Origin of the sequence: Actinomadura sp. DC4, from assembly GCF_030406325.1 — a bacterium.
GTDB lineage: Bacteria > Actinomycetota > Actinomycetes > Streptosporangiales > Streptosporangiaceae > Actinoallomurus.
Window position 1 is genome coordinate 120,749 of the sequence record NZ_JAUEQY010000013.1, and the last position, 12,697, is coordinate 133,445.

General features: G+C 72.2%; 15 protein-coding genes and 1 tRNA gene. 5 read left to right on the forward strand and 11 right to left on the reverse strand.

The window, feature by feature from the left end; all coding sequences use genetic code 11:
* Nucleotides 1-198 precede the first annotated feature (198 nt).
* On the reverse strand, nucleotides 199-798 hold the full coding sequence (locus QWU11_RS22170) for a DJ-1/PfpI family protein (protein ID WP_290116102.1): 600 nt from the start codon (nucleotides 796-798) through the stop codon (nucleotides 199-201).
* Nucleotides 799-902: 104 nt separating this feature from the next.
* On the opposite strand from QWU11_RS22170, the gene QWU11_RS22175 reads away from it, so the two are divergent.
* Nucleotides 903-1,793: an alpha/beta hydrolase-fold protein gene (locus QWU11_RS22175; RefSeq protein ID WP_290116104.1), complete on the forward strand. Its 891-nt coding sequence runs from the start codon at nucleotides 903-905 to the stop codon at nucleotides 1,791-1,793.
* Between the two features lie 163 nt (nucleotides 1,794-1,956).
* On the forward strand, nucleotides 1,957-2,427 hold the full coding sequence (locus tag QWU11_RS22180; protein ID WP_290116107.1) for a general stress protein: 471 nt from the start codon (nucleotides 1,957-1,959) through the stop codon (nucleotides 2,425-2,427).
* Nucleotides 2,428-2,431: 4 nt separating this feature from the next.
* On the opposite strand, the gene QWU11_RS22185 is transcribed toward QWU11_RS22180, so the two are convergent.
* The 6 genes from QWU11_RS22185 to QWU11_RS22210 form a co-directional block, all read right to left on the reverse strand.
* Nucleotides 2,432-2,827, reverse strand: coding sequence for a hypothetical protein (locus QWU11_RS22185; protein ID WP_290116111.1), 396 nt, complete (start codon nucleotides 2,825-2,827; stop codon nucleotides 2,432-2,434).
* Entirely contained in the window at nucleotides 2,824-3,069 is a 246-nt protein-coding gene (locus QWU11_RS22190; protein ID WP_290116112.1) for a hypothetical protein, read from the reverse strand. Before QWU11_RS22190 ends, QWU11_RS22185 begins: the two co-directional genes overlap by 4 nt.
* Nucleotides 3,070-3,133: 64 nt before the next feature.
* Nucleotides 3,134-3,925 carry a hypothetical protein gene (locus tag QWU11_RS22195; protein WP_290116114.1) on the reverse strand — a complete coding sequence of 264 codons (792 nt, stop codon included), beginning with the start codon at nucleotides 3,923-3,925 and terminating at the stop codon, nucleotides 3,134-3,136.
* Nucleotides 3,918-4,703: a protein phosphatase 2C domain-containing protein gene (locus tag QWU11_RS22200; protein ID WP_290116117.1), complete on the reverse strand. Its 786-nt coding sequence runs from the start codon at nucleotides 4,701-4,703 to the stop codon at nucleotides 3,918-3,920. Before QWU11_RS22200 ends, QWU11_RS22195 begins: the two co-directional genes overlap by 8 nt.
* Nucleotides 4,704-4,724: 21 nt before the next feature.
* Nucleotides 4,725-5,654, reverse strand: coding sequence for a GNAT family N-acetyltransferase (locus QWU11_RS22205; RefSeq protein ID WP_290116121.1), 930 nt, complete (start codon nucleotides 5,652-5,654; stop codon nucleotides 4,725-4,727).
* A 522-nt stretch (nucleotides 5,655-6,176) separates the two neighbouring features.
* Nucleotides 6,177-7,139: an NAD(P)-dependent alcohol dehydrogenase gene (locus QWU11_RS22210; RefSeq protein ID WP_290116122.1), complete on the reverse strand. Its 963-nt coding sequence runs from the start codon at nucleotides 7,137-7,139 to the stop codon at nucleotides 6,177-6,179.
* Nucleotides 7,140-7,281: 142 nt separating this feature from the next.
* On the opposite strand from QWU11_RS22210, the gene QWU11_RS22215 reads away from it, so the two are divergent.
* The gene (locus tag QWU11_RS22215; RefSeq protein WP_290116124.1) at nucleotides 7,282-7,947 is read left to right on the forward strand and encodes a TetR/AcrR family transcriptional regulator C-terminal domain-containing protein; all 666 of its coding nucleotides are present in this window, start codon (nucleotides 7,282-7,284) and stop codon (nucleotides 7,945-7,947) included.
* A 115-nt stretch (nucleotides 7,948-8,062) separates the two neighbouring features.
* The gene (locus tag QWU11_RS22220; RefSeq protein ID WP_290116125.1) at nucleotides 8,063-8,224 is read left to right on the forward strand and encodes a hypothetical protein; all 162 of its coding nucleotides are present in this window, start codon (nucleotides 8,063-8,065) and stop codon (nucleotides 8,222-8,224) included.
* Between the two features lie 349 nt (nucleotides 8,225-8,573).
* Here the strand turns inward: QWU11_RS22220 and QWU11_RS22225 are convergent.
* The 4 genes from QWU11_RS22225 to QWU11_RS22240 form a co-directional block, all read right to left on the reverse strand.
* A tRNA-Sec gene (locus QWU11_RS22225) sits at nucleotides 8,574-8,669 on the reverse strand.
* A gap of 14 nt (nucleotides 8,670-8,683) precedes the next feature.
* A complete protein-coding gene (gene yidC, locus QWU11_RS22230) occupies nucleotides 8,684-9,388 on the reverse strand; it encodes a membrane protein insertase YidC (protein ID WP_290116126.1) in 705 nt (234 codons plus the stop codon).
* 59 nt (nucleotides 9,389-9,447) lie between these two features.
* Nucleotides 9,448-9,726, reverse strand: coding sequence for a DUF6412 domain-containing protein (locus QWU11_RS22235; protein ID WP_290116127.1), 279 nt, complete (start codon nucleotides 9,724-9,726; stop codon nucleotides 9,448-9,450).
* A 35-nt stretch (nucleotides 9,727-9,761) separates the two neighbouring features.
* The gene (locus QWU11_RS22240) at nucleotides 9,762-11,555 is read right to left on the reverse strand and encodes an AMP-dependent synthetase/ligase (RefSeq protein ID WP_290116128.1); all 1,794 of its coding nucleotides are present in this window, start codon (nucleotides 11,553-11,555) and stop codon (nucleotides 9,762-9,764) included.
* A gap of 117 nt (nucleotides 11,556-11,672) precedes the next feature.
* Here QWU11_RS22240 and selD point away from each other — a divergent pair, with 117 nt between their 5' ends.
* Nucleotides 11,673-12,659 (forward strand): selenide, water dikinase SelD, encoded by a 987-nt coding sequence (selD, locus tag QWU11_RS22245; RefSeq protein WP_290116129.1) that lies wholly within the window; start codon nucleotides 11,673-11,675, stop codon nucleotides 12,657-12,659.
* Nucleotides 12,660-12,697 lie beyond the last annotated feature (38 nt).

A 12,697-nucleotide genomic window follows, 5' to 3' on the forward strand; every position in this document is an offset into this window, starting at 1 on the left:
TTTAGTGAAACTTGCGAACGAGATAGACCTTAGCGGACAACCGAACTAAGAGCCAGCGCTGAATCCACTATCGGACATCATGCGAAGATTGTGGAACGGCACGCGTGTCCGCCACTGTGATTCCTGTGTCTTTCCTTCCCTCTGGTCGGTCTTGTGACACCTGAGGCGCGTGGGACCGATGCGCTCTCAACGCCGGACTCAGAGTGAGTTCGGCTCGTCCGCAAGGTACGGAGGTGCAGGATCGTACTGGATGTTCCGCCGCACGGCGCGCGAATGGTCCCGTCCGTGCAATCGGCCCACGAGCCACAGCGCCATATCGATCCCGGCCGAAACCCCCTGGCTGGTCACGATGTCGCCGTCGACGACGTAGCGGGCGTCCCTTACGACGGTGACGTCCCCGCGCGCCTCCAGCTCGTCCTCGAACGAGTGGTGCGTCGCCACCCGTTTCCCGCGGGCGCGACCCGCCTCATGCAGCAGGAGGGCGCCCGTGCACACGCTGGTGACCCACGTGGCGTCGACATCGCGGATCCAGCCGGTCAGCGCCGCGTTGGACACCTCGCGCCGTGTCCCGAGGCCGCCGGGCACGAGCAGGACGTCCAGCGCGGGATGGTCGGTGAACGTGCAGTCCGAAAGCACCCGCATGCCCTTGGAGCACCGGACCGGGCCAGTGCTCTCGGTGATGAGCACGGCGGCGTCGGCGTCGTCGCGCAGGAGTGAGGAGACGGTGAAGACCTCCCACGGGCCGACGAAGTCGAGCTCCTCCACGCCGTCGAAGAGCAGCAAACCGTAGGTCGTCACGGGACCACTCTCTCACCCACAAGATCAACCGGTCTGGCGGATGGGCGAACCGCGACGCACCGGCGGGCGTCCATCCCATCGTCGGTTCGATCGGGAGGATCCGGATGGTGTCGCGAAGGACGTTCGTGTTCGGCGGAGCGGGGCTGGGCGCGGTGGCGCTGGCGGCAGGGGCGGGCGGCGTCCTGGTCGAGGAGGACGTGCTGCCGGGCAAGGTGCGCTTCGACCGGGCCATCGGCCGGTGCCGCGGCCTGCCGCCCGCGCCCGCCACACCGGGCGTGGTCCGCACGCAGACGTTCCGGTCGCGCCGCAGGGACACCGACGTGGCCGCGGCGGTCGTCCTGCCCGCCGGGGTCACCTCGCCGCGCGGCCTTCCCGTCGTCGTCGCGCTGCACGGCAACGGCGGCAGCGGTCCCGCCGCCGCCCGCGACCTGAGGCTCGACCGCTATCTCACCGAGGCCGTACGGGGACGGGCGCCGTTCGCGATCGTCGCCGTCGACGGCGGGCCGAACTCCTACTGGCACCGGCGGGCGAGCGGCGAGGACCCGCTCGGCATGATCACCGACGAGCTGCTGCCGCTGCTCGGCCGCCAGGGCGCGCACACCGACCGCTTCGGGGTCATCGGCTGGTCCATGGGCGGCTACGGCGCGCTCCTGCTGGCCGAGACGGCCGGCGCGCCGCGTGTGGCCGCCGTTGTGGCGGCCTCCCCCGCGGTCTTCGGCTCGTACGCGGACGCCCGGCGCACGAACCGCCTGGCCTTCGACGGGCCGGAGGACTTCGCGCGCAACGACGTGATGGCGGGCCTGGGCCGCCTCGGCGGAGTGCCGGCATGGGTCGACTGCGGGACGAGCGACCCGTTCGCCCCGATGGCGCGGCGGCTGCGCGCCCGGCTCCACCCCGCCGGGCGGATGGGGCGCGGCTGTCACGACGGCGCCTTCTGGCTGCGCCGGCTGCCGGCCGAACTCGCCTTCCTCGGCGCTCACCTTACCGGCCGGTGACCTGCGACGACTTCCCAGCGTGACGGGCGTGACGGTAGAATCCGTGAGTGACACGCGACGCGGTCCTCCGGTGCGGAGACCCGGGCCGCCCGTGGTCGACACCGTCGCCGAAGAGGGGGACTGACAGGCCATCCGCTCGTGACACCAGAAACGGGGGTCGACCATGAGTCATCAGGGCGCCATCGGTCCGCACAAGGTGGTGCTGGGCACTTACAGCACCCATGAAGCGGCCCAGCACTCGGTGGACATTCTCGCCGAGCACAAGTTCCCGGTGGAACACGTCACGATCGTGGGCACCGGGCTGAAGCTCGAAGAACGCATCCTCGGCCGCTGGACTCTGGGTCGCGCGCTGCTGACCGGTGCGGGCACGGGCGCGTGGATCGGCCTGCTGATCGGCATCATCTTCTGGATCGTCACGCCGTGGGTGCTCGGCGCGGTGATCACCGCGATCATCCTCGGCGCCGTGTTCGGCGCGGTCTTCTCGGCCGTGGCCTACTTCCTGCAGAAGCGGGCGTACACCTCGGCGCCCTCGGTCGTGGCCGACCGCTACGACATCCTGGTCGACGCGGAGTTCGCCGAGGAGGCCCGCCGGCTGCTCGCCGCCGTCCTGTCGACCATCGACCACTCCCGCTGACCGGCTACGGCAGGCTCTGTACGGCCAGGCCGAGGGTTCGCCATTTCACGGCGGCCTCCGCGCTGGTGACGATCGGCCAGCCGCGGTCGGCGGCGGCGCGTGCGATGTGGGCGTCGACGACGTCGCGGATGCCGGCCTGCCGGGCGGCGTCGCCGATGATGAAGGCGTTGCGCTCGTCGAGGGCCAGGACCACCACGGAGGCGCTCTCCACGGCCCAGGCCAGCTCCTGCAGGCCGCGCTCGTCGGCGACCACCGCGGCCTTGGCCAGCGCGGTCGCGGGCGCGACCAGGCTGTAGCCCCGTGCCGCCACGAAGCCGACGAGGGCGCGCATGTGCTGGCTACGGCCGGTGGCGAGGTCTACGAGTGCGGGGACGTCCAGGACGCGGCCGGAGAGGTTCACGAATTCCGCCGTGCATCCCCGTCGCCGTTCTCGAAGATCCTCCGGGCCCAGTCGGTCGCGTCGTCGTCGAACGGACCCCAGCGGTGCTCCACCGCCGCGACGAGTCTCTCGCGTTCGGCCCGGTCCCGTACGGCCTCGGAGACGTAGGCCGAGACGCTCGGCGCGGCCCCCGAGGCGACGGCGGCTCGCGCACTCTCCAGCACCTCCGCGGGCACCGTCACCGTGATCTTCTCCGTCGCCATGGGGCCCATGGTATGGCCTGAGCCGCAAAAAAGTATGGCTTCGCTGGTGAATCGGTGTCGGACATCACTCCGGCTCTCCGATCAGGCCGAGCTCGGGCTGCCGTACCGCCCTCCCTTCGCGGCGCCACAGCAGGCGTACGCGCTCGCGCAGCTCCGGGTCCCGGCGGACGCGGGCGACGAAGTCGCCGGGGCCGGTCGCGCCGGTGAGGCGGCCGAGCTCGGGCAGGTCGGCGAGCAGCGCGCCGAGGAGATCGGCCTGCGCGGTCAGGGCGAACGGCTCGCCCCGGCGGTCGACGAGACAGCCGTGCCGGCCCGCGTACAGTTCCGGCCGGCGGCCATCGCCGGCGACCGCGACCGCGTCCGGCACCGGAAGCCTGCGGTAGTTCGGCTCGGTCGCGTCGAGGACGGACAGCTGGGTCTCGTCCAGCCAGACCACCGGCAGGCGCGCGACGGCGCCCGGGGCGAGCACGGGGGCTGCGGGGACGTAGCCGGGGCGGCTGACGTGCGCCGACACGCCGGGCAGGAGGCCGCGGACCGTGGCGTGGATGAGCGGGACACGAAGGTCGGCGCGGCCGGCGAACTTACGGTGGAGCTGGGCGGGCGAGCCGTTGGAGCCGACCGCGACGACCGGGTGCCGGTCCGCGAGCGCGGGGCGCGCCGCCGTACGCAGCGCGCCGTCGAGCGTCGTCGCGCCGTCCAGCCGCCACTCGCCGGGCGGCGTCTCGTCGCCGGGCGGCGCGATCAGCGGGCGGAAGCGGTCGCCGTCGAGCAGGCCGGAACCCTCCGGCAGCGCCCCGGGATAGGTCAGCGGATGGCCGATCGGATCCCGGCCGAGGCCGTCGCCCGCCTCAGCCATGGGCGACGACCAGCGCGGTGGCGTCGTCGTGCGGCTTGCCGTGCGCGGCCGGCGCGGCGCGCTCGGCGTCCCGTACCGCCCCGATCACGTGCTCGGGGCCGTGGGTCCGCAGGTCTTCGAGGAGGTCCCGCCACGTGTGGCCGTACCGCTCGACCAGCCGGGTGACGCCGTCGGTCAGCAGCGCCACCGTGTCGACCTCCTCCTCGGAGAACGTCGCGGTGACCGCCTCGTACGCGGCGGCCCGGCTGGTGCTCGCCACCCAGAAGCCGCCTGGCCGGTTGCGATGGGACCGCACGAGCTCGCAGGTGTACGGCGGGCCGCCGGGCAGGTGCAGGAGCCGGTCGTCCTCGACGAGGTCGACGGACCCGTCGGTGCGGCGGACGAGGACCGGAGAGTCGGCCAGGACGAGGCACTCCAGCCGTCCCTCGCCCCAGCGGGCCATCGCCACGGTCGAGGAGGGGCTGTCCGGGTTGGCGAGGTCGCAGGTGCCGGCGTGCGCCGTACGCACGGTCTCGATCGCGGCGGCGAGGACGTCCTGGAGCGATCCGGCCGCGCCCGTGGCGAGCGGGCCGGCCAGCGCTCCGGCGAGCCGGTGGACCAGCCAGGGGACGTCGTGCACGCAGCCGCTGTCGACACCTGCGGGCGCGGTCGCGCCGTCGAGCACGACCGCCCAGTCGGGTCCGGCGAGGACGTAGTCCTCGTTGACGAGGCCGGGAGCGGCCTGGGTCGCGTAGGTGAGCCGCGACGGCCGTACGGCCGTCTGGACAGAAGTCGCCATATCGCCGCGATCGTAGCCCGCTCAGCTCCAGGTCATGTCGATCTGGTGCTCGTACGCGACGTAGCCCGCCCGCGCGAACGCACGGGCCATCGGCACGTTGCCGAGGTCGGTGGAGGCGTGGATCAGCGGCGCGTCCTGCGCGGCGAGGACGCGGGTGCCCTCGGCGAGGAGGTCGTCCACGTAGCCGTTCCCCCGGTGCCCGGGCCGTACGCCGATGTAGGCGATGATCGGGTTGTACGCGTTGCGCGCCGGGATGACGAACCCCACCGGCTCGCCGTCCGGCAGGGTCGCGATCCGCCACCACGAGCGCGGGCTCGCGTAGCCGGCCAGTTCGTCCTCGTACTTGGCCACGGCGGCCTCCCACGGGGACGTACGGGTCAGGTCGGCGCGGCTGTGGGCGTCGAGCGTGCCGTCGAGGACGTCGGCCATGAGGGTGATGAGCTCCACCGGCGAGCCGGGCGGGCGGAAGCTCAGCCGCCCGCGCGGTTCGGGCACGGGCGTGCCGTAGCGCCACTCCAGCCGCAGCCGCTCGACGAACAGGTGCGCGCCGGTGCGTTCGAGCGCGGACATGCGCTCTCCCACCGGCCCTCGCACGGCCGGGTCATCGCGCCAGCCGGGCGGGACGAAGCGGCAGTACTGCGGCGTCACCGGCACCTCGGCCATCGCCGTCTCCAGCAGACGCACACCGACGTCGACGCGGTCGTGGGTCGCGTCGTCCAGGTCGAAGACGTCGAGGACGTACGGCTCGTCGTGTCCGGGCCGGGCCCACCACGCGGCCCTGGCCACCAGCCGGTCGCCGCGCAGGGCGACCCACATCCACTCGGGACGCCGCAGGCCGCCGGCGAGGTCGCCGGCCAGCTCGTCGTCCAGCGAGCTCGGGAGCCGGGTGAACAGGTCGAGTTCGTCGTGCCCGGTGATCGGGCGCAGGGTCAGGTCGTACGGGTCTTCCATCACGGCGTTCCCCGATGAGAAGCGCGCCCGTTCACTCCGGGAGCCGGAAGGGCGCGGTGGGATCGGCGGTCATCGCCCCTCCTTTCGCGTCGCGGGTCAGGTGAGGTCAGTCCTATCTTCGGCCCCGTTTTGGCCGCAACAGGTTTTCCGCACGGTGGTGCACGGGGGACACCGCCGTCACCTTCGCGGTGACGGCGGGTGCTCTTTCGGCCGGGCGGCACCACACCGGCCGAGACGATCGCCAAGGCCGACGTGTCGTGCTGGTCGGGTCCGGCCACCGCGGCCACCGGTATCGGCGTGTTCACGCCTGGGCGGCCGACCGCCATCCTGTCCCGGTCCCTGAGCGTGCCACGTACCGGCGTCGGCAACGGCTCGACGTGCCCGTACCCGCATCGTCGACCACCTGGCGGCGGGTACGACGATCCGTCGTCGCATCGAGGTGACCAGTGCCGTCCCGTGGGCCTCGCCGAGAGGGCAGCCGCCGCGTCACGTCGTCCCGGTCGGCCATTGGGTCGGCCCGCCTTATGCCGAGACGGCGATGGCGATCTTTCCGCGCGCCTTTCCGGCGTCGAGGTGGCGCATGGCCTCCGGGACCTGGTCCAGCGGGTAGGTCCGGTCGACGCTGGGCGTCACCGCGCCCGACTCGATGAGGCCGGTGAGTCGTTCGAGGTCGCCGGAGCGCTCCCTGGTGACGAAACCGGTCAGCCGCCGGCCCGTGAACGGCGCCAGTACTCTGGCCCGCAGCTGACGGTCCATGCTCATCGCCCAGTTGTCACCGCCGACGATGACGGCCGTCCCTCCGTGCGTGAGCGCGCGGCGCAGCCGGGAGACCGCGGAGTTCCCCGCGATGTCGATGATCAGGTCGTATCTCCGCTCACCGGCGAAGTCGCCCTGGGCGTAGTCGATGACCTCGTCGGCGCCGAGGGACCGTACGAGATCGAGCTTCGCGGCGCTGCAGACGCCGGTGACATGTGCCCCGGAGGACTTGGCCAGTTGGACGGCGTAGCTGCCCACGCCGCCGGACGCGCCGATCACGAGCACCTCCTTGCCGTGACTCACCCGGCCGATGTCGCTCAGGGCCTGCAGGGCGGTCATCCCGGACACCGGGACCACCGCGGCCTGCTCCGGGGTGAGGTTCGCCGGCCTGCGGGCGATCCTGCTCTCCTTGGCCGCGGCGTACTCGGCGAAGGAGCCCGGTCCGATGCCGTACACCTCATCGCCCTCGGCGAACCTCGTGACCGCCGGTCCGGCCGCGACGACGGTGCCGGCGACGTCCCGCCCGGGCACGGCCTTCCTCGGCGTACGGAGGCCGAAGGCGAGGCGCACGATCCGCGGGCGGCCCGTCACCTGGTGCCACACACCGCGGTCGAGCCCGGCCGCGCGTACCCGGATGAGCACCTCGTCGCCGGCGATCGGAGGCCGGTCGACCCGCTCCAGGCGCAGGACGTCGGCGGAGCCGTACGTGTCATAGGTGACGGCTCGCATCGTCCTCGGCGTTAAGCCGCTCGGGGCGTCGTGTGCGGGGAGGCGCTCTTTCATGGCCTGTTCCTTTCGTGGATGCGCTCTCGTACTTAGTACGGCACGCTACAGTACTAAGTACGAAACGGCCACGGGTCCGGAGGCGGGGATGCAGGGCAGGACCACTGCTGAGGAACGCACCCCGCTCAGTCGGGAGCGGGTGCTACGCGGCGCCGTCGCGGTCGCCGACGCGGGAGGCATCGCGTCGCTGACGATCCGCTCGCTCGCCCAGGAGCTGGGCGTGAAGCCGATGTCGGTCTACTACCACGTCGCCGGCAAGGAGGAGATCCTCGACGGCATCGTCGACATCGTCTTCGGCGAGATCGAGCTCCCGTCGACGGACGGCGAGTGGCGCGCGGAGATGCACCGGCAGGCGGTCTCGGCCCGCGACGTACTCAGACGCCACCCGTGGGCGATCGCCCTCATGGAGTCGCGCAGGACCCCGGGACCGGCGACGTTGCGCCACCACGACGCGATCATCGGCACGTTGCGGGGGGCGGGCTTCTCGGTGGCGGCGACGGCTCTCGCGTACACCCTGCTCGACAGCTACATCTACGGCTTCGCGCTGCAGGAGTCGTCGCTCCCCTTCGGCCCGGACACCGTCGCGGACGTGACCGAGCCGATCATGCAGGCGTTCGCCCCCGATGAGTACCCCCACCTGGTCGAGATGGCCACCGAGCACATCCTCCGCCCCGGCTACAGCTTCGGCGACCAGTTCGAGACCGGGCTCACCACGATCCTCGACGCCCTCGCCCGCCCGGCGGGAGGCGACTGACTCCGTGTTCGCGCGAGCTGTGACCGGTGGCCGGCTCCCGGCCTACGTGGCCGGGGCGGCGAAGATCGGGGTTTGCCACGATGACCTGGGGCCGGGTCTCGGCGATGCTGGCGGTATGGCAACGATCAGGAAGCTCACAGTCGCGTTAGTGATCAGTGCCGCCGCGGTGGCGCTCGGGCCGTCGGCGACCGCCGCCACGGCCTCCCCGGGCCAGTGGATGCCGAACCACGTCTCGGCGTCGCCCGACCAGTGGATGCCGAACCACGCCCCGGTCTGACATGCCGCGCATCCTCCGCGCGTGACCAGGACAGCGCCCGACCGCTCGTACGGTCCGGGCGCTGCTCGCCGCGCCCGCTGCGATCATTCGTCGCGCGCTGTCGCCGAAGATGAACGACGCCGCGATCCGGACGCTCGGGCTGACGGCCGGGCCGCCCTCGCTCGCGCCCCCGGGTGGCCTGGCACCAGGTCTCGCTTCCACCGGATCCGCGCCGGCGAACAGTGACACCACCCCGACCTCGACCGCTACCGCCACGAAAAGGTGGTCGCCATCGACATCGAGCCCCCAGGCGGCTGAAGACGGTCGGCGCGTGGCGTCGGCCGTCAGTGCACCTGGCGGACAGGTGAAGTGGCGGAGGCGTACGGGAATCGAACCCGCCGTCGGCGCTGGGCGTCGACCAGTGGTTTTGAAGACCAAGAGGGCCACCAGGCACCCTCACGCCTCCGCCGAGGACTCTACTCAGGCTCTCGCCTCCGGGCGCCAAAGGGTGGCGCGTTCCGCCGCGCTCCAGGCCGTCGTCGTCAGCAGGTACACCGCGGCGGCCAGCGGCACGTACGCCGCGAACAGTACCGTCCCGAACGGGAGTACCCGCATGACCTTCGACATGGCTCCCGGTGGAGGCGGCTGGTGCCGGTACATGCGGATCGACGTCCACGCGGCGACACCGGCCAGCAGCAGGAACACGACCAGGAAGACCAGTGCGTGCGGGCCGAACGGGGCCGCGGCGAACAGCCAGCGTTCGCCCAGCGGTGTGCCCAGCAGTGTGTGGGTCAGCAGCAGGTTCGCGTGGCCGCCGATCGCCGGGGACAGGAACAGCCGGTAGACGACGGAGAAGATCGGGAGTTGGAGCAGCGACGGCCCGATCCCGGCCCACATCGAGGTGCCCTCCGCGCGGTACAGGGCAGTGATCTCCTGATGGGCGCGTACGGGATCGGCGCGGTGGCGGTCGCGGAGCTTCGTCACCTGCGGCTCCAGCCTCTGTTTGGCCCGGCCGGCCCGCGCCTGGCGGCGGCTCAGTGGCAGCATGGCCAGGCGGACGCACACGGTGAAGACGACGATCGCGGCGGCGGCGCTCAGGCCGCCGGTCAGCGGGGTAAGGACGGACGTCAGCCCGGTGACCAGGTGGTACGCGCCGCCCACGGCGGCGCTGAACGGATTGAACACGGCGAAAACCCTTCGGCTGCGAAGAAAAGGACGCAAGAAGGGCCGCGGGCGAACGGAATCTACTCGGCGGCCCTCAAAAGGGCCGACGGGGCTCTGGGACGTGGCCGCCCGGCGGCGCCGGGGTCGCAGAGGCGGATGACGACCGCGCGGGACGCGTCCACGACCGCGGAGCGCGCGGACGTCAGGGAGATCACGTCCGGGCGGCGTGCCGCCAGGACGACCAGCGCGGCGACCGCGAGGGCCGCCGCGGCGAGCAGGAAGGCCGACGGTGTCAGCGCGTCGGCGGCGGTCCAGCCCGCGATCAGTGCCGTCACCGCGACGGCCAGGATCCGGGTCATGCCTCTGAGACGACCGCGACTCCCTCGTGGTTCCCTCAGTCGTATAGTGCGTCGATCGCCAGGGCGTACTTGGCGTGGATGACGCGCCGCTTGAGCTTGAGCGTCGGCGTCAGCTCCTCGCTCTCAGCCGTCCACTCGTCCGGCAGCAGCGCCCACTTCTTGACCTGCTGCACCCGGGCCAGCCGCGCGTTGGCCGTCTCCACGGCCGCGCCGACCTCCTCCAGCACCGCCGGAGATGAGGCCAGTTCCCGAAGGTCGCCGGAGAGACCGCGCGCCGCCGCCCACACCGGTGCCACCTCGCCGTCCAGCGTGAGGACCGCGACGACGTAGCGCCGCCCGTCGCCGTACGCCAGGGCCTGGCCGATCAGCGGGTGTTCCTTGAGGACGTTCTCGATCAGCGACGGGGCGATGTTCTCGCCGCCGGCCGTGATCATGATCTCCTTCTTGCGGTCCACGACGCTGAGGAAGCCGTCGGCGTCGAGTTCGCCCAGGTCGCCGGTGTGCACCCAGCCGTCGGGGTCGAGCAGGGCGGCCGTCTCCGACGGCAGGTGGAGGTACCCCGGCGTGCAGATCGTGCCGCGCAGCAGGATTTCGCCGTCCTCGGCGAGGCGGAGTTCGATGCCCGGCATGGCCCGGCCGACGGTGCCGAGCTTGAAGGCGTCCGGCAGGTTCGCGGTGGCGGCGCCGGTCGTCTCGGTCATCCCGTACACGTCCAGGATGCGCAGGCCGAGGCCGGCGAAGAAGCGCGCCACCTCCAGCGGCAGCGGCGCGGCGGCGCTCAGCGTCTGCCGTACCCGGTCCAGGCCGATGAGCGCCCGCATCGGCGCGAGCACCGCGGCGTCCGCGCGCGTGAACGCCTCCAGCACCTCCGGCGTCGTCGTCGCGCCGTACGAGCACGACTCGACGTACGCGCACCCGGCCTCCATCGCCGACGCGACCGCGGCGCGGCGTGCGGAGTCCTGCTCGGCGCCGAGGACGGCCTGGATGGCGGCCATCATCTTCTCCCACACGCGCGGCACGCCGAAGAAGCCGTGCGGCCGCGCCACCGCGAGCACCGCCGGGAGCCGGGCCGGGTCCGGGCAGAAGTGAACGTGCGAGCCCCGTACGACCGGCAGGTAGATGCTCAGCACCCGGTCGGCGATGTGCGCGAACGGCAGGTACGAGACGCCGACGCTCTGCGGCGGCAGGTCCGAGGTCGCCTCCGACACCCGGCACTCGTACAGCGCCATGCGGTGGGTGATGACGACGCCCTTGGGACGGCCGGTCGTGCCCGAGGTGTAGAGCACGGTGAGCGTGGAGGAGGGCGTCAGGTCCTCCCAGCGCGAGCCGGATGAGGAGCCGAGCTCCAGGAACGACTCCCACGAGAGGTACGGCGAACCGGGCGGGCAGTCGTTCAGCACGATGACCGCCCGCAGCAGCGGCAGCTCCGACAGCACCGGCTGCCAGCGGGCGAGCTGGTCCGGTCCGTCGAGCACGGCGTAGCGCGCGGAGCAGTCGGCGGCGACGTACGCGACCTGCTCCGGCGCGAGCGTGGCGTAGAAGGTCGTCGGGACGCCGCCGGCGTGCACGACGCCGAGGTCGGCGAGGACGTGCTCGGTACGGTTGGGCATCATCAGCGCGACGGTCTCGCCGGGCTCCAGGCCGAGTTCGGCGAATGCGGCGGCGATCCGCAGCACGCGCGAACGGGTCTCGCCCCAGGTCAGGGTCTCCTCGCCCAGGGTGAAGGCGGGGGCGTCCGGATATCGGGACGCCGTCTCGAGCAGCACGGCGGGAATCGTCTCGCCCTCGATCTGCTTCTCGACCTCGGCCCGCTCGTCCAGCACGCTCATGCCACGCCTCCGTCAGTGTTCGCTTACTACGGCAGCATCGCACCATGTAGAACGTGATTCGGACAAGGGGAACGCGCGATAAGTTCGCTCCGGGAACAACGACGCGGAAGGGCCGCAATGAAGTATCGCCTCACGCAGTACGCCCACGGCGGCGGCTGTGCCTGCAAGATCCCCCCGGGTGAGCTCGAGGCGGTCGTCGCCGGCCTCATCGACACCTCACGCCCGGACGATCTGATCATCGGCCTCGACGACGGCGACGACGCCGCGGTCGTCCGCGTCGAGGGCGGGCAGGCGGTGGTGGCGACGGCCGACTTCTTCACCCCGGTGGTGGACGACCCGTACGACTGGGGCCGGATCGCCGCGACGAACGCTTTGTCGGACGTGTACGCGGTCGGCGGGCGTCCCCTGGTCGCGGTCAACCTCCTCGGCTGGCCGCGCGACACCCTGCCGATGGAGCTCCTGCGCGAGGTCCTGCGCGGCGGGCTCGACGTCGCCCGCCAGGCGCGCTGCCACGTCGCGGGCGGGCACAGCGTGGACGACCCCGAGCCCAAGTACGGCATGGCGGTGACCGGGCTCGCCGATCCGGACCGGCTGCTGCGGCTGGACGCCGGTCGCCCCGGCATGCCCCTGTCGCTGACCAAGCCGCTCGGCGTCGGCGTGCTGAACACCCGTCACAAGGCGACCGGCGAGGTCTTCGGGCAGGCCGTCGAGACCATGACGACGCTCAACGAGACCGCCTCGCGCGCGGCGCTGGAGCGCGGCCACGGCTGCGCCACCGACGTCACCGGCTTCGGGCTGCTCGGCCACCTGTACAAGATGGCCCGCGCGAGCGGGGTCACCGCGGTGGTGGACGCCGCCGCCGTCGACTACCTGGAGGGTGCCCGCGAGGCCGTACGGGACGGCTTCGTCTCCGGCGGCACCCAGCGCAACCTCGCGTGGGTGACGCCGCACGCGGACTTCGGCAGCGTGAGCGAGGACGACCGCCTGCTGCTGGCCGACGCCCAGACCTCCGGCGGCCTCCTCGTCGCCGGGGAGATCCCCGGCGCGCCGATCGTCGGCGAGCTCGTCGGACGGGAAACCCACACGCTGATCGTTCGCCGGTAGATCACCGAGGGTACGGAACCAGTCACACTTGCATGGCC

What these genes read in the sequence shown, in the direction of transcription:
- QWU11_RS22175 (WP_290116104.1), top strand. Translation starts at nt 903, where the DNA reads ATGGTGTCGCGAAGGACGTTCGTGTTCGGCGGAGCGGGGCTGGGCGCG.
- QWU11_RS22180 (WP_290116107.1), top strand. Translation starts at nt 1,957, where the DNA reads ATGAGTCATCAGGGCGCCATCGGTCCGCACAAGGTGGTGCTGGGCACT.
- QWU11_RS22190 (WP_290116112.1), bottom strand. Translation starts at nt 3,069, where the DNA reads ATGGCGACGGAGAAGATCACGGTGACGGTGCCCGCGGAGGTGCTGGAG.
- QWU11_RS22195 (WP_290116114.1), bottom strand. Translation starts at nt 3,925, where the DNA reads ATGGCTGAGGCGGGCGACGGCCTCGGCCGGGATCCGATCGGCCATCCG.
- QWU11_RS22200 (WP_290116117.1), bottom strand. Translation starts at nt 4,703, where the DNA reads ATGGCGACTTCTGTCCAGACGGCCGTACGGCCGTCGCGGCTCACCTAC.
- QWU11_RS22205 (WP_290116121.1), bottom strand. Translation starts at nt 5,654, where the DNA reads ATGGAAGACCCGTACGACCTGACCCTGCGCCCGATCACCGGGCACGAC.
- QWU11_RS22210 (WP_290116122.1), bottom strand. Translation starts at nt 7,139, where the DNA reads ATGCGAGCCGTCACCTATGACACGTACGGCTCCGCCGACGTCCTGCGC.
- QWU11_RS22215 (WP_290116124.1), top strand. Translation starts at nt 7,282, where the DNA reads ATGCAGGGCAGGACCACTGCTGAGGAACGCACCCCGCTCAGTCGGGAG.
- QWU11_RS22220 (WP_290116125.1), top strand. Translation starts at nt 8,063, where the DNA reads ATGGCAACGATCAGGAAGCTCACAGTCGCGTTAGTGATCAGTGCCGCC.
- QWU11_RS22235 (WP_290116127.1), bottom strand. Translation starts at nt 9,726, where the DNA reads ATGACCCGGATCCTGGCCGTCGCGGTGACGGCACTGATCGCGGGCTGG.
- QWU11_RS22240 (WP_290116128.1), bottom strand. Translation starts at nt 11,555, where the DNA reads ATGAGCGTGCTGGACGAGCGGGCCGAGGTCGAGAAGCAGATCGAGGGC.
- selD (WP_290116129.1), top strand. Translation starts at nt 11,673, where the DNA reads ATGAAGTATCGCCTCACGCAGTACGCCCACGGCGGCGGCTGTGCCTGC.